We start from the raw sequence: 21490 nt of genomic DNA on the forward strand, positions 1-21490 counted from the left end.
GGGCCGCGGTGAAAAAGGGGATCGGGAGCCCGGCGTTGGGCCCCCATTGCCCGCGAAGAGGCCAGTACAGGAAGACGCTCAGCTGCGTGCCAACCGCCCACTCACATAATGCGCGACATCATTGAACCCTGGGGTCGACGCATGCCCCGGCGTCACCAGTGAGTCAATGAACGCCTCGTCCTCTGCGGTGATCTTCACCGCCAGCGCACCCCCATAGGTCTCCCACTGTTCCTCGGTGCGAGGCCCTACGATTGCGGAACTCACCAGCTGGTTGTTCAATACCCAGGCAATGGCGAACTCGACGATCCCCACACCTTTGGCCTCGACATAGGTCTGGATCTGCCGGGCAATCGCCAGCGATTCCTGGCGCCACTCCACCTCCATGATGCGCTTGTCCTGGCGCCCGGCACGGCTGCCAGCGTCCGGCACTGCCCCAGGCGCGTACTTGCCACTGAGCACACCTCGCGCCAGCGGGCTGAACGGCACCACGCCCAGACCGTGCGCGGCCGCAGCAGTGAGTTGCTCTGGCTCGGCCTGACGGTTGACGATGTTGTACAGCGGCTGGCTGACTACCGGCCTGGGCACCCCAAGGCGCTCGGCAACATGGCAGACCTCGGCAATGCGCCAGCCACGGAAATTGGACACCCCCCAGTAGCGGATTTTGCCTTGGCGCAACAAGTCACCAATGGCCTGCACGGTCTCTTCCAGCGGTACCTTGTGGTCTTCGCGGTGCAGGTAGTAGATGTCCAGGTAGTCCATGCCCATGCGGGTCAGCGTGGCATCCACGGCATTGAAGATGTGCTTGCGCGACAACCCGCTGCGGTTGGGCAGGCCGTCGGCCGGGCCGAAGCCGACCTTGCTGGCGACGACCCAGTCATGGCGATGGCGCGCCACGGCTTCACCGACGATTTCTTCCGAGCGCCCGGCGTTGTACACGTCGGCGGTGTCGATGAAGTTGATGCCTTGGTCCCAGGCCTTGTCGATGATGCGCAGGGCATCCTCGGTACGGGTCTGCTCGCCGAACATCATGCTGCCCAGGGTAAGGGCGGAAACCTGCAGGCCACTGTGGCCGAGGGGGCGGTAGATCATGCGCGTGGGTCCTTATGCAGTGGGCTGACCTACCTGTTTTACACACAACCGGGATGCATTGAAAGGCACCCCTCAGCCAATGAGCGCCACAGCCTCCTGCAGGCTCAAGGGGCGCTTCAGGCGTTGCGACAGCGTCGCCATGGCATCGGAGTAACCCTTGGCGATAACGGCCTCGACGCGTTCATCCACACACTGCAGGGCAATGAAATCGCCGTTTTCCGGCTCTCCGACGAATTCGATCCGGTTCCAGTCTCTGGCATGGCCTAGCACTTCATAGGTACGGCCATGCTGGTAGGTCCAGAAGAAGGGTACATCGGCATAACGGCGTTGTTCGCCAAGCATGTTGGCGGCGGCGATAACCCCGTGCTGCTGGGCCAGGCGCCAGTGCTCGATGCGCACCGGGCGCCCCGTGAGCGGGAAGGTGGCGATATCACCGGCGGCCCACAAACCGTCAGCTGCGCGCATTTCTGCGTCGACCCTCACCGATTTGTCTTCGCCAAGCGGCACGCCTTGAAGGAACGCGGTGGCGGGCTTTACCCCGGTGCCGAGCAGGACCAAGGGGGTCTGCAGCCGTTCACCATTGGCCAGTTGCACCGCTTCGACCTTGACCAGGCCTTCGAGCCGCTCGACCTCGGTGGGGCCGTGGAAAGTGATGCCTTTTTGTTCATGCAGCGCGCGAATGCAGCGCCCGATCCGCTCGCCCAACTGTCGGGCCAGAGGGACTTCGTGGCGCGAGACCACGTGCACCTGCAAGCCATACTTGCGCAATGCCGAGGCTGCCTCCAGGCCGATAAAGCCGTCACCGACGATGACCACCGGTTGGCCAGGCTCGGCTGCGTCGAGCAACTGTGCAGCATCTTCCAGTGAGCGGAGGGTGAACACCCCGGGCAGGTCGGCACCGGGAATGTCTGGGCGCAGTGCTTTTCCGCCGGTTGCCAGCAGGCAGGCGTCGTAATCGATCTGCTGACCATCGGCGAGGGTGACCTGGCGCTTCTGGCTGTTCAGGGTGCGTACCTTGCCGTACTTGCGCTCCAGCTGGCCCTTGCGCAGGGCGTCGGCTTCGAGCAGCGCGGGGACCTCATCGGGCGGCATCTGCCCGGCAATCACGAATTTGCTCAGAGCTGTGCGATCGTAGGCCGGCTGGCGCTCCTGATCGATCCATACCAGCCGCCCAGCGAAGCCATGAGCCAGCAGGGTGGCGACGGCGGCGCTGCCGGCGGCACCGGCGCCGACCACCACAAAACAGCGGGCATCGCTGTGTCTGGGCGGTTCGGTTGCCGGCAGGGGCTGGTCATCGACCCAGACTTCATCGCCCTTGATCCACGCCTTGTAGCGGCGCAGGTCGGCGAGTGCAGGCGGCTCACAAACCACGCCGTCGTCAACGGCGAACGCAGCTTTGTGCCAAGGGCAGACCAGCAGGCCACCGCAGACTACACCTTCGTCGAGTGGGGCCCCGGCATGGGGGCAGTTGCCTTGATAAGCGTGTACCTGCTCCCCTTGGCGGACGAGGATGAGTTCTTCGCTACCGGCCTGCACGCGCAGGGGGCGGTGTTCGTCGAGCTGGGCCAAGCGGGCCACGGCGTACTGGGTCATGGGGCTTCTCCAAAGGGGCCTTTGGAACCATTTGACGCCTGGGGCGGGAAGGGGATGCGTTGAGCTGACGATCGGTGGAGGGTGTGGCTTGAGTGGGCTTCATTGCAGGCTTGCCCGCGCCAACAGGCTTGAAAACCTGTGGGTGTGGGCAAGCCGGCCAATGCCTCAACTCGCCCGTGCAGTACTCAGCGAACCCGCTCGCGTTACACGCAAGGCCACCAGGCTACCCAATACGATCAACGCCGCGAGCGAATACAGTGCGGCATCGGTTGAGCCGGTCTGGTCCTTGATGAACCCGACCAGGTACGGGCTGAGAAACCCCGCCATCTGGCCTACCGAGTTGATGATCGCCAGACCTGCCACGGCGGCTCCGGCACTGAGCAGCGCAGTCGGCATTGGCCAGAACATCGGCAAACCGGTAAGCGCGCCCATGGTGGCGATCGACAAGCCAAGAATGGCAATAGTCGGGTTGCCGGCGAAGTTCACCGCAATCAGCAGGCCGACGGCGCCCATCAGCATTGGCACCACCAGGTGCCAGCGGCGCTCGTTGCGCAGGTCGGCCGAGCGCCCGCAAAGGATCATGAACACACCCGCCAGCAGGTACGGGATGGCGCTGAGCCAGCCGATCAGCAGCGGGTTGTCGAAGCCCATGCTCTTGATGATCGAGGGTAGCCAGAAGTTGATCGCGTACACGCCGCTCTGGATGCAGAAGTAGACGAAGCCGAAGGTCCAGATCAGCGGGTTGGTCAACACGGCTAGCACGCTGTCGCTGGTGGTGTCCGGTGTGCTTGCGGCATCGGCCTGCAGGTCGGCAGCAATCAGTTGACGTTCAGCCGGGCTCAGCCAGGCGGCTTTCTGGTAGCCGTCACTGAGCAGGAATACCGCCAGTACGCCCAAGGCCACGGTTGGCAGGCCCTGGATCAGGAACATCCACTGCCAGCCGGCCAGGCCGTGCTGGCCGGCGGCAAAATGTTCGAGGATCCAGCCGGAGAACGGCCCGCCAAGCAGGCCCGATACCGGGATCGCCGACATGAAAAGGGCCATGATGCGGCCGCGCCGGGCCGCCGGGAACCAGCGCGAGAGGTACAGCACCACACCCGGGAAGAAGCCGGCTTCGGCAGCGCCGGTTAGCAGGCGCAGGGTGTAGAACTCGGTAGGGGTGGTGACGAACAGCAGGCAGGTGGACAGGCTGCCCCAGGCGATCATCATCAGCGCGATCCAGCGCCGTGGGCCGAAGCGGTTGAGGGCCAGGTTGCTTGGCAGGCCACACAGTACGTAGCCGATGAAGAAGATGCCGGCGCCAAGGCCGTACACCGTTTCGCTGAATTTCAGGGCGTCGAGCATCTGCAACTTGGCAAAGCCGACGTTGACGCGGTCCAGGTAGTTGAACAGGTAGCAGATGAAAATGAACGGAATCAGCCGCAAGGTGATACGCCGGTACAGCGCGTTGCGGGTGGTGTCCGTGCCTTGGTCAGGGGCGGGGCTGTGTGCCATGATCGGGTTCTCTGTTGTTATGGTTTTCGCCGCGTCGCCTGTTCCGGCGCTCGCCCTGACGAGTCTCGGGGACTGCGGCCAGCCTGTCTTTGTGCTTTTGCACAGCGCTTGGCCCAGGCTGCTGTGCCCGAGCCCAAAAGCCAAACACCTAAAGGACCCCGCAATGTTCGAACTCGACCATGACCTGGCGCAGGATATCGTTGACCGGGCAATGGCCATCTTGCCTTGCAACGTCAATGTCATGGACAGCCAGGGGTTGATCCTGGGCAGCGGTGAGCCGGAGCGTATCAACACCCGTCACGAGGGCGCGCAGCTGGTCTTGGCCAATGGCCGGATCGTCGAACTGGATACCGACGCGGCCAAGTGCCTGAAGGGCGTGCAGCCCGGCGTGAACCTGCCATTGATGCTCGATGGGCGGCTGATGGGCGTGTTGGGCCTGACTGGCGACCCGCAGCAGGTGCGCACCTATGGCGAGTTGGTGCGCATGACCGCCGAAATGCTGCTGGCCCAACGCAATTTACAGGCTGACCAGCAATGGCGAAGGCAGCGCTGTGACGACCTGCTGGCGCTATTGCTCGGCGGCAGCGGTAACTCGCCGCGCTTGCTGGACGAAGCCCGTCAGTTGGGCCTGAAACCTCAGCTACCGCGGATACCGTGCCTGTTCGAGATTACGTCGGGGCCACCTGCCGAGGCGCTGGCCGCATGGTTGATGAGCCGTTATCCGGATAGCTGGTGCGTCAGCCCGGCTCGCCAGTCGTTGCTGTGGTGCCGCCCGGCAGGCGTGGCCCTGGATGAATTGCGCCTGCTGGAACGCCTGCAACGCCACGGCTGGGACATTGAGCGACTGGCCCTGGGCAGTGCAGCGCAGAGCCTGGAGCAGTTACGCCGTGGTTACCGCCGGGTGCGTGACTTGCTGGCCTACGGCCGCGAGGTATTGCCCAGCGAACGATTGCTCAGCCTGCAGCGCTACCGGCTGCCGGCGCTGCTGTGGCGCCACCGTAACGACGACGCGCTGGACGAGCTGCTGGAGCCGTTGCAGCGCATCCGCGCCAAGGACAGCAGTGGCCAGTTACTCGCCACCCTGCGCGCCTGGTGTGCCCATGACGGCCAGAGCCAGTCCTGTGCCGATGCCCTGGGCATCCACCGCAACAGCCTGCGCTATCGACTGGAGCGCATAGCCGAGCTGAGTGAGGTCGACCCGCTGCGCCTGGAAGGGATGCTCAGCTTGTATCTGGGGTTGCAGCTGTTGCCAGCTGACTGAAGTGTTCCCTTGCCGGCGATTGGGCCAGAACAGGCAAAAAGGCATCTGCCCAAACAACCCGGCCGGCGTTTTGTGCATTTGACTGAGGCCACCTGGCCAGCCACCTGTCAGCATGCCGCTCATCAGGACAGGAGAAACCCCATGAAAATCGTCATTGCCCCCGACTCGTTCAAGGACAGTCTCGACGCTGCCGGTGTCGCCCGCGCCATCGCTGCGGGCCTGAGCGAAGCGTGGCCGGAGGCTGAGCTGGTCGAGTGCCCAATGGCCGACGGTGGCGAAGGCACCATGGAGGTGATCCTGGCCGCCAGCCGCGGTGAATTGCGCCGCCAGACCGTGCGCGGGCCATTGGGGCAGCACGTCGAGGCTGGCTGGGGCTGGTTGCCGCAAAGTCGCACCGCAATCATCGAAATGGCCCAGGCCAGTGGCCTGCAACGGGTGCCAACCGGCCAGCGCGATGCTTGCCGCAGCAGCACCTGGGGTACCGGTGAGCTGATTGCCGCAGCCCTCGACGCCGGCGCTCGGCGCGTGGTGCTGGCCATCGGTGGCAGCGCCACCAACGATGCCGGCAGTGGCATGTTGCGAGCGCTTGGCCTGCGCCTGCTGGATGCTGACGGGCAAGCGCTGGAAGAGGGCGGCCTGGCCTTGGCCAAGCTGGCCCATATCGACGCCAGCGGCCTCGACCCGCGCCTGGCCGGGGTGCAGTTTGAAGTCGCAGCGGATGTCGACAACCCCTTGTGTGGCGCCAACGGCGCATCGGCGATCTTCGGCCCGCAGAAAGGTGCCAACCCGCAGCAAGTGGAGGCGCTGGACCACGCGCTGAATCATTTTGCCGACCATTGTGCGCTGCTGTTGGGCGAGGATGTGCGCGATTACCCTGGTTGTGGCGCGGCGGGTGGCATGGGCTTCGCTGCCCGGGCATTCATGGACGCGCAGTTCCGCCCCGGGGTGGAAGTCGTGGCTGAGCTGGCTGGCCTTGACGCCCTGGCGCAGGGGGCAGATCTGGTGGTGACGGGCGAGGGGCGTTTCGATGCCCAGACACTGCGCGGCAAGACGCCGATGGGGGTGGCGCGGGTTGCCAAGCGCCATGGCGTGCCGGTGGTGGTACTGGCCGGGACCTTGGGGGAGGGGTATCAGCAGTTGTATGCCCATGGGGTCGATGCTGCATTTGCCCTAGCCAGCGGACCGATGAGCCTGGAGCTGGCGTGTGCAAATGCTGCCGAGCTGTTGCAGGCCAGGGCTTGTGATATCGGTCGGCTGTGGCGCTGCGCGAAGCGAGGCTGAACACCGTGCAGAAATGGCCTTATTGCTGCGTCTCGAACATGGCAATGAAGTTGGCCAGCGCTGGCGAAGTATTTTGGGCGCTCCATTTCATGTACAGCCCAAGCCCTGGGGCGGGCTGGTCATCGATAGGGCGGATCGGGCAAAACCGCACGCGTTCGCGCGGGGTCGAGCGGACGAACGACTCCGGCACCAGGGCCACGCCAAAGCCGCAAGCCACCAGACCCAGCAGGGTGTGGATCTGCGCCGCCTCCTGCACGACCTTGGGGTAGAACCCGGCCGACTCGCACAGCGCAACCAACTGTGCGTGGTAACCCCCGCCCAGCGCTTGCGGGGTGAACACGAAGTCCTCATCGGCAAACTCGCGCAGGTCGACGGCCTCGTGCCGCGCCTTGGGATGGCTGGCGGGCAGCGCCATGACGATCTGCTCGTCAAGCAGCAAGCGTGCCTCCAGGGTGCCGGCCGGCAGCGGTAGCCTGCGCATGAAGCCGATGTCCGCCTCACCGGCCAGCAAGGCCTTGGCCTGAGAGGCGGATGGCATCTCGCGGATGGTCAGCTGCACGTTCGGATAAGTCTCCCGAAAGCGGCGCAAGCGGTTGAGCAGCGAGTCGTAATAGGCGATGGAAATGGCCGTGATGGTCAATTTGCCGCTGACCCCCGCAGAAACGTTGCGCGCGTACTCGATCCCTTGTTCCAGTTCAGCAAGCGTGCGGTAGGCGGTGTCGAGAAACGCTGCACCCGCTGCGGTCAGGCGCACCCCGCGCTTGTTGCGCAGAAGCAGGCCGAAGCCGAGCTTTTCCTCGAGCCGGTTGATCGCCTGGCTCAGCGGCGGTTGCGCCATGTGCAAACGCTGGGCGGCCTTGTGAAAGTGCAGCTCTTCGGCCACGGCGATGAACTGCCTGAGCAAACGTGTTTCGATCATCCAGCATTCCTGCAGCGCGGCGACTCGGCGGTGATATTCATGGGATATCAAAGTTGCATGCTTTTAATATTAAGTCATTGATTTTTTTGTTGATATCGTAAAAAGGAGAACTGAAGGTAGTCAGAAATGCCCGTTACAGACCCTTTTCATACTAAAGTTGCGGTCATCACCGGTGCCGCACAGGGCCTGGGCTTGGCCTATGCCATGGCGTTGGCCGAACGCGGCGCGCGGGTAGTCATCAGCGACCTGGGCACTGACCGTTCGGGGCAAGGGCAAGATGGCTCGGCGCTTGAGCACGCACTGGCGGCCATGCGTGCCAAAGGCTTCGCAGTGGTTGGGCACGCCGGCCAACTGGAAAGCGAGGAAGGCTGCAAGCAGCTGGTCGAGTTGGCCATCGAGCATTTCGGTGCGCTGGATATCCTGATCCACAATGCCGGCTGGGTCGATTACCAACGCATCGAGGTCCAGGAAGATGCCTTCCTGCAACGCGCCCTGGGCATCAATGTGCAGGCCCCCGTATGGCTGGCCAAGCATGCCTGGCCACATCTCAAGCGCTCAGCAGCGCCACGGGTGGTATTGACCACCTCGGACCGCGCCATGTACCAGCGCTATGCGCAACCCGGCCTGGTGGCCTATGCCGCGGGCAAGATGGCCCAGATCGGCATCATGAACGCCCTGAGCATGGAGGGCCAGGAGCACGGTATTCTGGTCAATGCCATTTCGCCGGTGGCCAAAACCCGCATGTGGGGCATCAGCCAACCACCTGAAGAGCTGAAGCCCGAGTGGGTGACGCCCGGCGTGCTTTACCTGGCCAGTGCGCTGTGCCATGACACGGGTTACATCTTGCGCGCCAGCAACGGCCAGTTCACCGCCACACGCTTCAACGAAAACAGCGGCGTCAGCTACCCTCGTGACCTTGGCCGCGTGCAGGCCAGCGACCTGGCGCAGGTGGCCGAGCGCTGGAACCGCATCAAGGAATGCAATTACGTGCCAGTCAAAGTTGCCAACACGCGCGCGGATCTTGGTGAAAGCCTGGTCTGGGATGAGCGCAGCGGCGTATTGTATTTTGTCGATATCTCTGGCGGGCGCATCAACAGCCTGACACCCGATGGCGAAGTCGAGTGCCTTTACGAGTCGGCCGCGCGCATTGGCGCCTTGGCGCTGACCGACCGGGGTAACCTGATTTTCACCGAGGATGCCAGCGTGGCCATCTTCGATGTGCCAGCACGCAAGGTGAGCCAGCATTCGGCATCAGTGCATCCGCGCTCGACTTACCGCTTCAACGACGGCGCCTGCGACCCGCAGGGACGCTTCGTCACCGGTCTGATGGACGAGGCCCTCAGCGGCAGTACCGGGGCGCTTTTTCGTTTTGACTGGCAATTGAGCGACCAGGTGATCCACGATGACATGGCTTTGCCCACCGGCCTTGCCTGGTCTCAGGACGGCCACACGGTGTACTTCGTCGATTCGGCGGCGCGTGCGATCTACCGCGCCGAGTACCTCATCGAAGGCCGGCTGGGCGCTGTTACGCTGTTTGCCGAAACCCCCGCCGAACTGGGCCGGCCGGATGGCCTGGCGCTGGACCGCGACGGCGGGCTGTGGGTGTGCCAGTACCATGGCAGCTGCCTGCTGCGCTACGACCGCCACGGGCACCTGACCGACCAGGTGTTGATGCCAGTACCGTGCCCCACCAGCTGCTGCTTTGGCGGGCCCGGGATGAACACCTTGTACATCAGCACCGCGCGTTACGACATGACGCCAGAAGACCTGCACCATTATCCGGACGCTGGCGACCTGTATGCCATCCGCCCGGAAACGGGCGGCGTTGCCAGGCACAGCTTCAAGGAATAAGCGGTTGCACCTGACTGGCCGGTAGCACGGCCAGTTCGCCAAAACGCTGTGCCGAGTCGATGTAGCGCAGCGCCGACTTGGCGTCTTTCCAGCCCACATAGCTCATCAGCGACTTCAGCTCCCAACCATTGGCCGTGGCCCAGGTGGCGAAGCCACGCCGTAGCGAGTGGCCGGTATACAGTGCCGCCGGCACACCGGCGCGTTCCAGCATGCGCCGCAGCAGGCCCACCAGGCTGTTGCTGTTGAGCGCGTTGTCGCCAAGGTTGCCCCAGCGGTCGAGTTTGCGGAACACCGGCCCATGGGCAATACCGGCGACTTCAAGCCATTGCAGGTAGGCTGTGACAGGGCACAAGGCCTTGAGGGCAGGGGTGCGGTGCTGTACGCCCAAGGCTTCGCGGTCGCCCTTGCTGCGCGGCAGGAAAAGCGTAATGCCGACACCGGCTTGCGCCTGGATGTGTTCGATGCGCAGGCGTGCCAGCTCATCGCCGCGAAAACCACGCCAGAAACCCAGCAACAGCAAGGCGCTGTCACGGCGAGCCCGGCGCAGGGCTGCCAAATCATGGTGCTCGCGGGCTTGTCGGGCTTCTTCTTCAAAACACGCTACAGCGGTTTGCAGGTGTTGCAGCAACAGCGGGGCGGCCTGTTTGGGTGGCGTCGGGTGCAGGGTGCGGATGCCGCGTAGCACCTGACGCACCAACGGCGCCTTGGTCGGATCGGGGAAGCCTTGGGCGACGTGCCATTGGCTGAGCGCGGCCAGGCGTTGACGCAGGGTGCTGACTGCATGCTGGTCGGCATGATCGGCCAGGTAGCGAGCAATACTTTCGGCGGTGGCCGGGAGAAAGCCGCCCCAGTGGCTTTCGAAGTGCTCGATGGCGGCCTGGTAGCTGCGCCGGGTGTTGTCACGGGTGGCGGCGCGAAGGTAGCGCTCGATATCGGTCATGGTGCGGGTGTCGGTGTGTGATCGGTACACGATAAACCGAAATGCGTTGTCTGTCCTTGCCCAACGTCCTCGGCAAGCCTGTCGTTGCGCTCAATACACGCATGCCTTGTCCTCGACACCGTTGAAGGGCGGGTAAGCCCACAGCTGCGGCAGCGACAGTGGCCGGCTGAAGTGGTAGCCCTGGGCGATATCGCAGCCGGCGAGCTTCAGGTATACCACCTGCTCACGGGTTTCCACCCCCTCGGCCACCACTTCCAGGCCCAGGCGCTTGGCCAGGATGATGGTGGAGGACACGATCGGGCTGTCGTCATGGCTGTTGGACAGCGCCGCGATCAGCGAACGATCAATCTTCAGCTTGCTCAGGGGCAGTGAATGCAGGTGGGCAAAGCCGGCGTAGCCACGGCCAAAATCGTCCAGACTGATACCCAAACCTGCGCCGCGCAACGTATGCAAGTGAGTCACCGCCGTGCCTTCGGGGTCGAGGATGGTGGTTTCGGTAATTTCCAGCTCCAGCTGCTGGGGCGCGATGCCATGATGCTGTAATTTGCTCAGCAGCCGGTCAGCGAAGTCGGCTTGACGCAGCTGCAGGGCGGAGACATTGACGGCCAGCCGTGTCTTGCGGCCTTGGGCATCCCAGCTCGACAAGGCTTCACAGGCCAGCTGCAGTACTTCCCAACCCAGTTCGACAATAAAACCACTGCGCTCGGCCAGGTCAATGAAGCGGTCCGGGTACAGCAGGCCGAACTCGGGGTGGTCCCAGCGCACCAGCGCCTCGTAGCCCTGCACCTGGTGTGTGTCCAGGCGCATCTGTGGCTGGTAGTGCAGCACGAACTGACGTTCGGCCAAGGCACTGCCGAACGCTTGCTCAAGGGTGAAAGCCTGGATATCGGCCAGGTTCAGCGAGGGGTCGAAAAAGCGATACTGCGCGCGTCCTGCCTGCTTGGCCGAGTACATGGCAGCATCGGCACTGCGTATCAGGCTGTCGATGTCCTGGCCATCACGCGGGCAGATGCTCACCCCTACGCTGGGGCTGGTGTTGACCTCTTGGCCATCCAGGGCGTACGCGGCCGACAGTTTCTGCACCAGTTCGTGGACCCAGGCGTTGATCTGTTCCTCGCTGCGCTCGCCGGCCAGCAGCACCACGAATTCGTCGCCGCCAAAGCGCGAAGCCTCGTCGCCGGGCTCCAGCAGGCGCTGGATACGCCCGGCCACAGCCTGTAGCAGCAGGTCACCAATCTTGTGTCCGAGCGAATCGTTGATCGACTTGAAGCGGTCCATGTCGATGAACAGGATCGCCATCAGTCGGCGCTTGCCACGTTGCCGAGTCAGCGCCTGGCTGGCCACTTCAACGAACTGGCGGCGGTTGTGCAGGCCGCTGAGGTGGTCGGTGGCGGCGGCGTGGCTGCTGCGCCGGTGTTCATCCTCCAGGCGTACGATCAGTTGCTGATTGACCTGCTGGGCATGTTCCAGCGCGTCGAATGCCTCCTGGCGTTTGCGCAGCAGGCGCAAGGTCCATAGCAGGCTGGCCAGGATCATCAGGGTCATGCTCAGGTTCAACCAGAACTGCCGGGAATAGGCCAGCGTCGAGGGTGCGAGTATTTCTGCCTGGCGCTGGCTGACCACCACGCTGAAGCCGTGCTCGGGTACATGGCGGTACAAGCTTTGATAGGCATCACCCGCTACGTATTGGGTCAGCATGCCCGCTTCGGTGTTTAGCGCCGGCAGCGGTGGCTGCGATAGGTCGCCCGCAGTCACCACGCCGCTGTTGTCGATGCGCAGCCGCTCCAGGCCGTCATCCTGCAGCAGACGCACCAGGCCACTGTTGCCCAGGTCGATAGGCTGGAACAGCACCGCCAGGTAGCCGACGTCCAATTGCACCACCAAAAGGTTGTCGATTTCCCGGCCGTTCGAATTGGTCAACGGCAGCAGGAAGGGCAGGCGCCCAGTGGGCGGGGCAGCGTCTTGGCTGACAGGCTGAATGCTCGGCAGGAAAGGTTTGAAACCGTAGCGGTCAATGTGCCGCTGCAGTTGGCGCAACCAGTCTGCCGGCAACTCGGCGGCCTCATCGGTATGGCTGGCCGCTAGCAGCCGGCCTTGTCGGTCGTACAGGCTCAAGCGCTTGAACACTGTGTCTGCTGCCAGGCTGAGGTTGCCTTGGCGCCGCGCTTTCATGTCGTCCTGAGTAACACGACCCACCGCCTGGGCGCGGTCAACAAGCTGTCGCAGGCTTTCGCCCACGATGCTGGCCAGGTTCAGGTGCTCGATGGCCTTGGTCGACAGTGCATTCTGTCGGGCGGCGGCTTTCTGGGTGACGTGCAGCCCCCAGAGAAACGCCAGGGTCGCTGCACAGAGCATCAGGATCAGCAGTCGCAGAAGGCTGGTGGAGGAAAGCGAACGGCGAATCACTGCTGATAGTTCCCGACCCTGGGTAATGCTCGGAAAATACGACAATAAGATGACAGCCTGATGACTGGTGGCCAATAGCCTTTAGGGGCCACACTTCCAGCGCGCCGTCGCCGCTGAAACCGCCGTTGGTGGATTGATTGGCAATGGCCGCATCGCTCATGGCGGATGTCTGCATTGGCTTAAGTCTCGCTCATAGGTTGGGTAGTTGAAGTAGTGACAGGCGCGGCGCCCTCGGGTATACCTGAGCGCTACCAAGGGGAGCCCGGCAATGGGCTGAGAAACCGCTGAACGCTACAGCGCGGTGACCCTTCGAACCTGATCCGGATCATGCCGGCGAAGGGATGGGGCTTGTAACCTGCCTTTTTGCCGGCCTCACTGCGAGGCCAGTCCATGCCAACTTTCAAGGTCTCGCTGTCACCCTCATCAAGGACAGCAACATGACCGAACGTTTCAGCCAGTCCCTGCGCCGCCAGAACGAGCCGACCTGGTCGGCGGCCGTTGGCCACCGTTTCGTGACCCGATTGTGCGACGGCAGCCTGCCTGACCCGATCATGGTCGACTACCTGGTTCAGGACCACCGTTTCCTCGACAGCTTCGTGACCCTGCTAGGCGCGGCCATCGCCACCGCTGACACGTTTGAAGCCCGCCTGCGCTTCGGCCGCTTTGCCGGGATGATCTGCAGTGACGAGAACACTTACTTCCTGCGTGCCTTCGAGGCCTTGGGTGTCAGCCCGGCGCAACGCATTGAACCGGCCGATACCGCGCCTACCGCTGGTTTCAAGGCGATCATGCGCGAAGCGGCAGCCACCCGTTCCTATGCAGCGGCACTGGCGGTGCTGAACGTTGCCGAAGGCCTGTACCTGGATTGGGCGCTCAACGCGCCGAAACCGATGCCGGACAACTTCGTCCATGCCGAGTGGATTACCCTGCATGACAACCCGGCATTCCAGGCATTCGTCGCTTTCCTGCAGGCCGAACTGGACCGCGTCGGCCCGCACGAGGCCGCATTGGCAAGTGACTTCTACCAGCGCACGGTGGCGCTGGAGCTGGCTTTCTTCGATGCAGTGTACCCAGAGGGCAAATGAGCATGGATATCTTCGAGCGCCTCAAGGCCGCTGCCACACCACAATGGAACAACTACGTAGACCATGACTTCGTGGGGCAGATGGGCGAGGGCACGCTGAGCGAGGAAGCGTTCCGGACCTACCTTGTGCAGGATTACCTGTTCCTGATCCAGTTCGCCCGCGCCTGGGCGTTGGCCGCCTACAAAAGCCGTCGCCCGGCAGACATTCGTGCGGCGCAGGCCGGGCTGTCGGCGATCCTGGATGAAACCGAGCTGCACTTGCGCCTGTGCGCGCGCTGGGGCTTGACCCAGGCAGACATCGAGGCCGCACCAGAGCATCAGGCCACGGTGGCATACACCCGTTATGTGCTGGACTGCGGCGCAGCCGGCGACCTGCTGGAGCTGCATGTGGCACTGGCACCTTGCGTGATCGGCTATGCCGAAATCGGCCGGACCCTTGCCGAGCGCATTGGCGACTTGAGCAATCACCCCTACCGCGAGTGGATTGGCGAGTATGCCGGGGAGGGCTACCAAGGGGTGGCCGCAGCAGCGCGCAAGCACCTGGACGAACTGGCAGCGCGCAGCATGACCGAGCAGCGGTTCGCCGAACTGGCAGGCATTTTTGGCCAGGCCTCCAACCTGGAGGCTGATTTCTGGCAAATGGGGTTGGACGGGACCGCGTAAACCGCCGTGGGCTGGGTGATTACTACCCAGCCCAGGCCCGCTTTGGTGCATGGGCGCCTCAAAATAAGTCGTCCCGCACACTCCAGATCGTCAGATCGCAGCTTTAATGTGCACAGTGCATATGGATTTTTGGGCGAACAGCCCGATTTCTTCCGGGTGGCGGCGCAGGAAAAAGCGGCCCGCATATTGCTCTTTCTGCTCCCAACTACAAACCCGGAGCCCCCGTGCAATGAGCTCACCCAGCGAATTTCCCCTCAGCGAAGCCCCCCAGTCCGCCCGCAAGGGCCTGCTGCCGATCGCGATGGTCTTGTTCAGCTTCACCTTCTTTACCGGCACGATGTTCGCCGGCGGCAAGCTGGGCATGGCATTCAGTTTTGTCGACATGCTGTGGGTGGCTACCCTCGGCAACAGCCTGCTGGCCTTGTATGCCGCAGTGCTGGCTTTCATTGCCTCGCGCAGCGGGCTTAATACCGTGTTGATGGGGCGCTTCTGTTTCGGTGAAGCGGGTAGCCGGCTCTCGGACTTTCTGCTGGGTTTTGCCGAACTGGGCTGGTATGCCTGGGGTACGGCCACGGTGGCCATCGTGCTGGTCAAACTGCTGGGGCTGGCCGATGGCTTCGGCATGCCATTGATGGTGCTGTTCGGGCTGGGTTTCAGCATTACGGCCATCATCGGGTTCAAGGGGCTGGACCTGTTGTCGCGGGTGTCGGTGCCATTGATGTTCGTGCTGCTGTTGGTGTCCATGTACATCGCCACCCGTGATGCCGGTGGCTTTGCCGGCCTGGCTGCAGTCGTCCCGCATGAAACCATGACCTTTTCGGCGGCAGTGACCATGGTCTTCGGCACCTTCGCCAGTGGCGCCACCCAGGCCACCAACTGGACACGGCTGGCACGCAGTGGCCGGGTAGCGGTGATCGCCAGCGTGGTGGCATTCCTCCTTGGCAACGGCCTGATGGTGGTGGCCGGGGCGTGGTGCGCGATGGTGTATCAGCAGGCCGATATCGTCGACGTGATGATGCTGCAGGGCCTGTCGTTCGCGGCCGTTGTGATGTTGTGCCTGAACCTTTGGACCATTCAGGGTCCGACCATCTACAACGTGTCGGCCGCAGCCTGCCACTTGTTGCGCAGCGAGCGCCGGCGCACGGCAACGCTAGTGGCGGCCGGGGTTGGCATTGTGCTGGCGATGGGTGGCATGTACGAAATGCTGATCCCGTTCCTGGTGCTGCTGGGGTCGATCATTCCGCCGGTGGGTGGGGTGATCATGGCTGACTTCTGGTATCGCCACCGCGGCAAATACCCGGCACTGGGGACGGCAAACCTGCCACGCTACAACCTCACCGGGCTGTTTGCCTATGCCGTGGGCGCTGTACTGGCCTATGCCTCACCGTGGGTCGCGCCGCTGGTGGGCATCGCCGCCTCGGCAGTGTGCTACATCGTCATTCTGGAGCTGGGCGCACGCCGCCGGGCTCCCGGCCAGGCGGGCGTCGAACCGTGAGCCTGGCGCTGGACGAGATCCTGCAGTTGCCCGGCCTGCACGAGATGCATGTGCGGGCCGGAGCGCGCAACCTGCAACGGCGGGTACGCTGGCCTTACGTGGCGGAGAACGAGGGTATCGCCGAATGGGTGATGGGCGGTGAACTGGTATTCGTCACCGGCATCAACCACCCGCGCGGCGAAGCCAACCTGCTGAGCCTGGTGGAGGATGGCGACGCCGTGGGCATTGCCGGCATGGTGATTCTCACCGGCGGCAGTTTCATCCAGAGCATCCCGGCGCCCGTTATCGCGCGCGCCGATCAACTGGGCTTGCCGCTGATCGAACAGCCCTACGCACTGAAGATGGTGGTGGTCACCCACCTGATCGGCACTGCACTGGTGCAGATGAGCCAGGTACGCCGCTCGCGCAACGACATCCTTGGCCAACTGCTCACAGGCGACTACCCGAGCCTGGCAATTGCCCGGCAGCGGGCAGCACACCTGCAACTGGCGTTGGATAAACCGCGGCGCCTGCTGGCGTTGCGCCTGACGGGCGTGGACGCCTTGTTCGAGCGCCACGGGCTGGCGCACGGTGAGCGTACCTGGCAGGCCACCCGGCAGGCCCTGGAAGACCAGCTCGAAGCCTGGTGCCGCCAGCGACCCGGCAGTGTGACGGCGCAGTTGCCGGGCGACCTGTTCGTGGTGCTGCTGGCCGATACACACGACTTACCCGAGACGTTGGGCGCGCTGTACCGGCAGTTGCAGGCCACCACAGATGAACTGGGCCTTTACATGGGCTTGTCGAGCCTCGCTGACGATTGCGCGCACTATCGCCAGGCCCTCAACGAGGCACGCCAGGCGCTGGATGTGGCGCAGCATCTCCGCCCGGCCAGCGGCTATTGCAACTTCAGCGAGCTCGGCGTGTTGCGCCTGCTGCAAGGTATTGTCGACCGCTCGCTGGTTGACGATTTCGTCAGCCGCACCCTGGGCCCGCTGATCGCCCCTGGCCGCAAACACGCCCATGCTTTGGTGCATACCCTCGACGCCTTGCTCATGGAAAATGGCAACGGGCTCAAGGCCGCACAGCGTTTGGGGTTGCACCGCAACACGATCAATCAGCGCATCCAACGCATCGAACAACTGAGCGGGCAGTCGCTGGACGACCCGCTTTTTCGCATGAATGCTTCGGTCGCCATGCTGGTATGGCGCATGAGCGAAGCCCACGGCAAGGAGTAACAGCATGAACATCATCAACGCACGCCTGCGCGGCAAGCCTGGCCTGTTCCGCGTCGAACTGAACGGCGAGCGCATTGCCGCCATCGTGCCCCAGACCGACGTCGTGGCGCCCGCTACGGTCAATGACCTGGACGCCGGGCAAAACCTGGTGGTCGCGCCCTTTGTCGAGCCGCACATTCATCTTGATGCCACGCTGACCGCTGGTGAGCCGAAGTGGAACATGAGCGGCACGTTGTTCGAAGGCATTGAGCGCTGGTCGGAGCGCAAGGAAATTACCACCCACGACGACATCAAGACCCGTGCGAAAAAAACCATCGGCATGCTGGTGGACCACGGTATCCAGCATGTCCGCACCCATGTTGACGTGACCGACCCGAAACTCACCGCGCTCAAGGCCATGGTCGAGGTACGTGACGAAGTGCGTGAGCTGATCGACCTGCAGATTGTCGCCTTCCCGCAGGAGGGCATCGAGTCGTACGCCAACGGCCGGGCGCTGATGACTGAAGCCGTGGCGATTGGCGCCGACGTCGTCGGCGGCATTCCGCATTTCGAAAATACCCGCGACCAGGGGGTATCGTCGGTGAAGTTCCTGATGGACCTGGCCGAGCGTACCGGCTGCCTGGTGGACGTGCACTGCGATGAGACCGACGACCCGCAATCACGCTTCCTCGAAGTGTTGGCCGAAGAAGCGCGGGTACGCGGCATGGGGGCCCGGGTCACGGCCAGCCACACCGTGGCCATGGGCTCGTATGACAATGCGTATTGCTACAAGCTGTTCCGCCTGCTCAAGCTGTCGGGCATCAACTTCGTGTCGTGCCCGACCGAGAGCATTCACCTGCAAGGGCGCTTCGACAACTACCCGAAACGTCGTGGCGTTACCCGCGTGGCCGAAATCGACCGCGCCGGCATGAACGTGTGCTTCGGCCAGGACTCCATCGTCGACCCGTGGTACCCACTGGGCAATGGCAATATCCTGCGCATTCTCGAAGCCGGCCTGCACATCTGTCACATGCTCGGCTATGAAGACCTGCAGCGCTGCCTGGACCTGATTACCGACAACAGCGCCCGCACTCTGAACCTGGGCGAGCGCTATGGCATCGAGGTGGGGCGGCCGGCGAACCTGTTGCTGCTGTCGGCGCCGGATGATTACGAGATGGTGCGCAGCCAGGGGCACGCGTTGGTGTCGGTACGCAATGGCAAGGTGCTGATGCAGCGCACGCCAGCGCAGGTGCAACGTTTGCGCTGACGCTGTGGTCGCCTCAGGTGCACAGGGCGGCCAAGGCGTGGCTTGCGACTTGTGCATCCTGCACTGCCACACCGGTCAGGTCCGCCAAGGTAATCTGGCTGTCGTGCTCACGCCCCTTGGCACGGCCAGCCAGCAGCGAACCCAGCTCGATCAGCTGGTGAGCATCGATCCGGCCACTGCCGAGGGCATGGGCCACTTCGCCGTACTGGCTGCACTGGGCGATGGAGTCGACGATGATGCGGTCCGCCCTTGCCACCAGTGCCGGGTGCAGTTCCTGCTTGCCGGGCGCATCGGCACCGACGGCGGTGATATGCGTACCCGGCTGGACCCAATCGCTGTGCAACAGCGCCTGGCGAGAAGGCGTGGTGCAGACGATCAGGTTTGCAGCGCCCGCAACCTCGGCAGCATCCTGCGTGCTGTGAACCCCGAAGCCCAGTTCGCGGGCAAATGCGGTATAGGCCGCAAGCCCGCGTTCATGCCGGCCCCAGACAATCACCTGGCGGCAATCGGTTACCGCGCGAAGCTGCTCAAGCTGCATCTGTGCCTGCATGCCGGTGCCGAGGATGCCAATGGCCTTGACCTGGGCCGGCGCCAGCAGCCGGGCGGCGATACGCCCGGCCAACGCGGTGCGCATGGCAGTCAGCCAGCCTTGGTCCTGCAGCAGTGCCAGCGGCTGACCGGTGTGTGCAGACAACACAAGCATCAGGCCATCATTGCTCGGCAGGCCCTTGGACGGGTTGTCGTAGAAGCCGGTCGAAAGCTTGACGGTGAAGGTCGGGCTGCCTTCGATGTAGGCCGACTTCACGCAACAGTCACCGTTCGCGCCCTTGAAAGCGAAGCTCTGTACGGGCGGCACCTGCACCTTGCCTTCGGAGTAGGCGATAAAGCCTTCCTCCAGCTGGCTTACCGCCAGCTCTGGGTTGAAGCGGGCGATGATCTGCGCCTTGCTGAAGACCTTCATTGAACGGCCTCGAGGAACTTTTCCAGCAGGATGTTACGGCCACACAGGATCACCGCGACACGCTTGCCCTGATAGCGTTCTGCGAGCTTTTGCATGCCGGCGACCGCAACCGCTGCAGCGCCTTCGATGATCCAGCGCTCACTGCTGGCGATGTCGCGCATGGCGCAGCGGATTTCGTCCTCGCTGACCAGCACCGTATCGGTGAGCAGCGCCTGGCAAAGCGGGAAGGTGATGGAGCCTGGCTCGACGCCACCTGCCGTGCCATCCGACAGCGTTTCGCTGGCATCCACTTCGATGATTTCACCGGCCTTGAGTGATTGCTGCAGGGTTGGGTCATTCGCCGGCCAGCAGCCGATGATCTCAGTGCCCGGCTTGAGTACGCGCAGGGCGGCGCCGATGCCGGAAATCATCCCGCCACCGCCCACGGCGACGAACACCGCGTCCAGGTCTGGCGCCTGCTCGAACAACTCCATGCCTATGGTGCCCTGGCCGGCAATGACTTGCAGGTCGTTGTAGGGGGACACGAAGGGTACGCCGTGGACCTTGGCTTGCCTGGCTGCTTCCAGCTCTGCACTCAGCGGGTCGGTGGGCAGGCAGACCACTTCGGCGCCCAGCGCGCGCATTGCCTCTGTTTTGTATGCCGATGCGCCCGTGGTGGTGTAGACCTTCACGGGCACGCCAGCCATCTTGCCGGCCAGGGCCAGGGCCTGCCCATGGTTACCGGATGAGGCGGCTATCACCCCCTGCTTGCGCGCCTCGGCCGGCAGTAGGCGCATCTTGTTGCTGGCACCGCGAAACTTGAATGAACCGGTGTGCTGCAGGTGTTCGCATTTGAGCAGCACTTCACAGCCGGTCAGTGCCGACAAACGAGGGCTGTGCAAGAGCGGGGTAATGCTGACGGCCGGGCGGAGCGCCACATGGGCGTCCTGAATGTTTTGGTACAGTGTATCAAGGTACTGGGCATCAACGGACGGGGTGGCTGGCATGACGGGTCCTTGCAGGCTCGTGGATAATTTGTCCACAATAGAATAATATTCCACAAACAGCAAGGGCGTGTGCCTACAGCCAGGCAATACCTGCTAGGCCCTGACTTCCTTCAGGTATTTGTACACAGTGGCCCGCCCCATATTGAGGACGTTGGCAACGTAATCGGCGCCGCTGCGCCCCTCAAATGCACCCTCGGCGTGTAAGGCCAGTACGAGGTTGCGTTTGTCTTTCATCTTCAAGGTTTGCAGCGACAGGTTATGCGCTTGCAGCCACGCTTGCAGGAAGGTGTTGATGCGCTCCTGCCAATCGTTGCGGAACAACGCATCCGGTTGCGGCTCCAGCCGGCTCATCTGGAAAAACGCATCCAATGCCACACGCGCCTGTTCCAGCACCGACACGTTCAGATTGATGCACATCAGATACTCGGCTTCGCCTTGCGGATTGTGCAGCACAGTGCTGATCGAGCGGACCTTCTGACCGTTCCAGTTGAGCTTCTCGTAGGGACCAAGGTTGGTACCCTTCAAAAGGTCACCCAGTTCTGAACCGAGTGCCGAATCATCGCCGAGCTTGCGATGTGAGAAATTATTGGCGATATGAACGATTGTCTGGCCGCGTATCTCATGAATGACGACTTCCGCGTGGGGGTACAGCAGCAGGGCAATGCTTTCAGCGATTGCCTGGTAATTTTCCAGTGTCATGCATTAGCCAATGGTCTGTTGAAGAATGCCTATGGTGGCCCTGGAGAATCCTGGGCACAAGACGGAGCTTTACCGGGTCAGGATCAAGGCCTGGCTGCGAGCCGCTCGCCTAAGCCCTTGACTGCGTCAGCGGCGATACCAGCCAGTGTGAAACGCGAATGCTCGGCCCAGCGCATTCGCGTATAGGCCCTACATGCGCTATCGACGTCTAGATCTCAACCTGCTGGTCGCCTTGGATGTACTGCTCGAAGAACGCAGCGTCAGCCGGCGGTAGCAATCTTCGATTAGGGACAAAGCCATGGGCCGCG

The 21490-nt window shown here is 63.2% G+C and carries 17 protein-coding genes, 1 pseudogene and 1 riboswitch; of the genes and pseudogenes, 9 read left to right on the forward strand and 9 right to left on the reverse strand.

Annotated elements, in window-relative coordinates:
• Nucleotides 1–78 precede the first annotated feature (78 nt).
• From ACF8FG_RS23720 to ACF8FG_RS23730, 3 genes are all read right to left on the reverse strand, one after another.
• Nucleotides 79–1089: an aldo/keto reductase gene (locus tag ACF8FG_RS23720; protein ID WP_014591001.1), complete on the reverse strand. Its 1011-nt coding sequence runs from the start codon at nt 1087–1089 to the stop codon at nt 79–81.
• Nucleotides 1090–1161: 72 nt separating this feature from the next.
• Nucleotides 1162–2682, reverse strand: a complete 1521-nt coding sequence (locus ACF8FG_RS23725) for an FAD-dependent oxidoreductase (protein WP_135198499.1) — start codon at nt 2680–2682, stop codon at nt 1162–1164.
• Nucleotides 2683–2847: 165 nt separating this feature from the next.
• Entirely contained in the window at nt 2848–4176 is a 1329-nt protein-coding gene (locus tag ACF8FG_RS23730) for an MFS transporter (RefSeq protein ID WP_076403056.1), read from the reverse strand.
• Between the two features lie 163 nt (nt 4177–4339).
• On the opposite strand from ACF8FG_RS23730, the gene ACF8FG_RS23735 reads away from it, so the two are divergent.
• On the forward strand, nt 4340–5437 hold the full coding sequence (locus tag ACF8FG_RS23735) for a sugar diacid recognition domain-containing protein (protein ID WP_119713775.1): 1098 nt from the start codon (nt 4340–4342) through the stop codon (nt 5435–5437).
• A 141-nt stretch (nt 5438–5578) separates the two neighbouring features.
• Nucleotides 5579–6718: a glycerate kinase gene (locus tag ACF8FG_RS23740; RefSeq protein ID WP_119713774.1), complete on the forward strand. Its 1140-nt coding sequence runs from the start codon at nt 5579–5581 to the stop codon at nt 6716–6718.
• 19 nt (nt 6719–6737) lie between these two features.
• On the opposite strand, the gene ACF8FG_RS23745 is transcribed toward ACF8FG_RS23740, so the two are convergent.
• Nucleotides 6738–7637 carry a LysR family transcriptional regulator gene (locus ACF8FG_RS23745; protein ID WP_014590996.1) on the reverse strand — a complete coding sequence of 300 codons (900 nt, stop codon included), beginning with the start codon at nt 7635–7637 and terminating at the stop codon, nt 6738–6740.
• A 126-nt stretch (nt 7638–7763) separates the two neighbouring features.
• On the opposite strand from ACF8FG_RS23745, the pseudogene ACF8FG_RS23750 reads away from it, so the two are divergent.
• Both ACF8FG_RS23750 and ACF8FG_RS23755 read left to right on the forward strand, forming a co-directional pair.
• A pseudogene (locus ACF8FG_RS23750) lies at nt 7764–8372 on the forward strand (SDR family NAD(P)-dependent oxidoreductase); the annotation flags it as partial.
• 6 nt (nt 8373–8378) lie between these two features.
• On the forward strand, nt 8379–9488 hold the full coding sequence (locus ACF8FG_RS23755) for an SMP-30/gluconolactonase/LRE family protein (RefSeq protein WP_230678110.1): 1110 nt from the start codon (nt 8379–8381) through the stop codon (nt 9486–9488).
• On the opposite strand, the gene ACF8FG_RS23760 is transcribed toward ACF8FG_RS23755, so the two are convergent.
• Nucleotides 9478–10458, reverse strand: coding sequence for a site-specific integrase (locus tag ACF8FG_RS23760; protein WP_014590994.1), 981 nt, complete (start codon nt 10456–10458; stop codon nt 9478–9480). The two genes, ACF8FG_RS23755 and ACF8FG_RS23760, sit on opposite strands and share 11 nt — an antisense overlap.
• Before the next feature lie 60 nt (nt 10459–10518).
• Nucleotides 10519–12834 (reverse strand): putative bifunctional diguanylate cyclase/phosphodiesterase, encoded by a 2316-nt coding sequence (locus ACF8FG_RS23765; protein ID WP_392519261.1) that lies wholly within the window; start codon nt 12832–12834, stop codon nt 10519–10521.
• Nucleotides 12835–13078: 244 nt separating this feature from the next.
• Nucleotides 13079–13193, forward strand: a riboswitch (TPP riboswitch).
• A gap of 78 nt (nt 13194–13271) precedes the next feature.
• On the opposite strand from ACF8FG_RS23765, the gene ACF8FG_RS23770 reads away from it, so the two are divergent.
• The 5 genes from ACF8FG_RS23770 to codA all read left to right on the forward strand — a co-directional run bounded on the left by ACF8FG_RS23770 (nt 13272) and on the right by codA (nt 18536).
• Nucleotides 13272–13919, forward strand: a complete 648-nt coding sequence (locus ACF8FG_RS23770; RefSeq protein WP_014590992.1) for a TenA family protein — start codon at nt 13272–13274, stop codon at nt 13917–13919.
• Entirely contained in the window at nt 13916–14581 is a 666-nt protein-coding gene (gene tenA / locus ACF8FG_RS23775; protein ID WP_014590991.1) for a thiaminase II, read from the forward strand. Before ACF8FG_RS23770 ends, tenA begins: the two co-directional genes overlap by 4 nt.
• A gap of 229 nt (nt 14582–14810) precedes the next feature.
• Nucleotides 14811–16076, forward strand: a complete 1266-nt coding sequence (gene codB / locus ACF8FG_RS23780) for a cytosine permease (protein ID WP_014590990.1) — start codon at nt 14811–14813, stop codon at nt 16074–16076.
• Nucleotides 16073–17290, forward strand: coding sequence for a PucR family transcriptional regulator ligand-binding domain-containing protein (locus tag ACF8FG_RS23785; RefSeq protein WP_318081700.1), 1218 nt, complete (start codon nt 16073–16075; stop codon nt 17288–17290). Before codB ends, ACF8FG_RS23785 begins: the two co-directional genes overlap by 4 nt.
• A 4-nt stretch (nt 17291–17294) precedes the next feature.
• The gene (codA, locus tag ACF8FG_RS23790; protein ID WP_014590988.1) at nt 17295–18536 is read left to right on the forward strand and encodes a cytosine deaminase; all 1242 of its coding nucleotides are present in this window, start codon (nt 17295–17297) and stop codon (nt 18534–18536) included.
• 13 nt (nt 18537–18549) lie between these two features.
• Here the strand turns inward: codA and ACF8FG_RS23795 are convergent, their stop codons facing one another.
• The 3 genes from ACF8FG_RS23795 to ACF8FG_RS23805 all read right to left on the reverse strand — a co-directional run bounded on the left by ACF8FG_RS23795 (nt 18550) and on the right by ACF8FG_RS23805 (nt 21182).
• Nucleotides 18550–19497 carry an ornithine cyclodeaminase family protein gene (locus ACF8FG_RS23795; protein WP_014590987.1) on the reverse strand — a complete coding sequence of 316 codons (948 nt, stop codon included), beginning with the start codon at nt 19495–19497 and terminating at the stop codon, nt 18550–18552.
• Nucleotides 19494–20483 carry a threonine/serine dehydratase gene (locus tag ACF8FG_RS23800; RefSeq protein WP_014590986.1) on the reverse strand — a complete coding sequence of 330 codons (990 nt, stop codon included), beginning with the start codon at nt 20481–20483 and terminating at the stop codon, nt 19494–19496. Before ACF8FG_RS23800 ends, ACF8FG_RS23795 begins: the two co-directional genes overlap by 4 nt.
• Nucleotides 20484–20576: 93 nt before the next feature.
• Nucleotides 20577–21182, reverse strand: a complete 606-nt coding sequence (locus ACF8FG_RS23805) for a transcriptional regulator (protein ID WP_019438629.1) — start codon at nt 21180–21182, stop codon at nt 20577–20579.
• Nucleotides 21183–21490 lie beyond the last annotated feature (308 nt).

The sequence above is a fragment of the Pseudomonas sp. YQ_6 genome, assembly GCF_043103245.1.
Classification (GTDB): domain Bacteria; phylum Pseudomonadota; class Gammaproteobacteria; order Pseudomonadales; family Pseudomonadaceae; genus Aquipseudomonas; species Aquipseudomonas alloputida.

What these genes read in the sequence shown, in the direction of transcription:
- ACF8FG_RS23720 (WP_014591001.1), bottom strand. Translation starts at nt 1,089, where the DNA reads ATGATCTACCGCCCCCTCGGCCACAGTGGCCTGCAGGTTTCCGCCCTT.
- ACF8FG_RS23725 (WP_135198499.1), bottom strand. Translation starts at nt 2,682, where the DNA reads ATGACCCAGTACGCCGTGGCCCGCTTGGCCCAGCTCGACGAACACCGC.
- ACF8FG_RS23730 (WP_076403056.1), bottom strand. Translation starts at nt 4,176, where the DNA reads ATGGCACACAGCCCCGCCCCTGACCAAGGCACGGACACCACCCGCAAC.
- ACF8FG_RS23735 (WP_119713775.1), top strand. Translation starts at nt 4,340, where the DNA reads ATGTTCGAACTCGACCATGACCTGGCGCAGGATATCGTTGACCGGGCA.
- ACF8FG_RS23740 (WP_119713774.1), top strand. Translation starts at nt 5,579, where the DNA reads ATGAAAATCGTCATTGCCCCCGACTCGTTCAAGGACAGTCTCGACGCT.
- ACF8FG_RS23745 (WP_014590996.1), bottom strand. Translation starts at nt 7,637, where the DNA reads ATGATCGAAACACGTTTGCTCAGGCAGTTCATCGCCGTGGCCGAAGAG.
- ACF8FG_RS23755 (WP_230678110.1), top strand. Translation starts at nt 8,379, where the DNA reads ATGTGGGGCATCAGCCAACCACCTGAAGAGCTGAAGCCCGAGTGGGTG.
- ACF8FG_RS23770 (WP_014590992.1), top strand. Translation starts at nt 13,272, where the DNA reads ATGACCGAACGTTTCAGCCAGTCCCTGCGCCGCCAGAACGAGCCGACC.
- tenA (WP_014590991.1), top strand. Translation starts at nt 13,916, where the DNA reads ATGAGCATGGATATCTTCGAGCGCCTCAAGGCCGCTGCCACACCACAA.
- codB (WP_014590990.1), top strand. Translation starts at nt 14,811, where the DNA reads ATGAGCTCACCCAGCGAATTTCCCCTCAGCGAAGCCCCCCAGTCCGCC.
- codA (WP_014590988.1), top strand. Translation starts at nt 17,295, where the DNA reads ATGAACATCATCAACGCACGCCTGCGCGGCAAGCCTGGCCTGTTCCGC.
- ACF8FG_RS23795 (WP_014590987.1), bottom strand. Translation starts at nt 19,497, where the DNA reads ATGAAGGTCTTCAGCAAGGCGCAGATCATCGCCCGCTTCAACCCAGAG.
- ACF8FG_RS23800 (WP_014590986.1), bottom strand. Translation starts at nt 20,483, where the DNA reads ATGCCAGCCACCCCGTCCGTTGATGCCCAGTACCTTGATACACTGTAC.
- ACF8FG_RS23805 (WP_019438629.1), bottom strand. Translation starts at nt 21,182, where the DNA reads ATGACACTGGAAAATTACCAGGCAATCGCTGAAAGCATTGCCCTGCTG.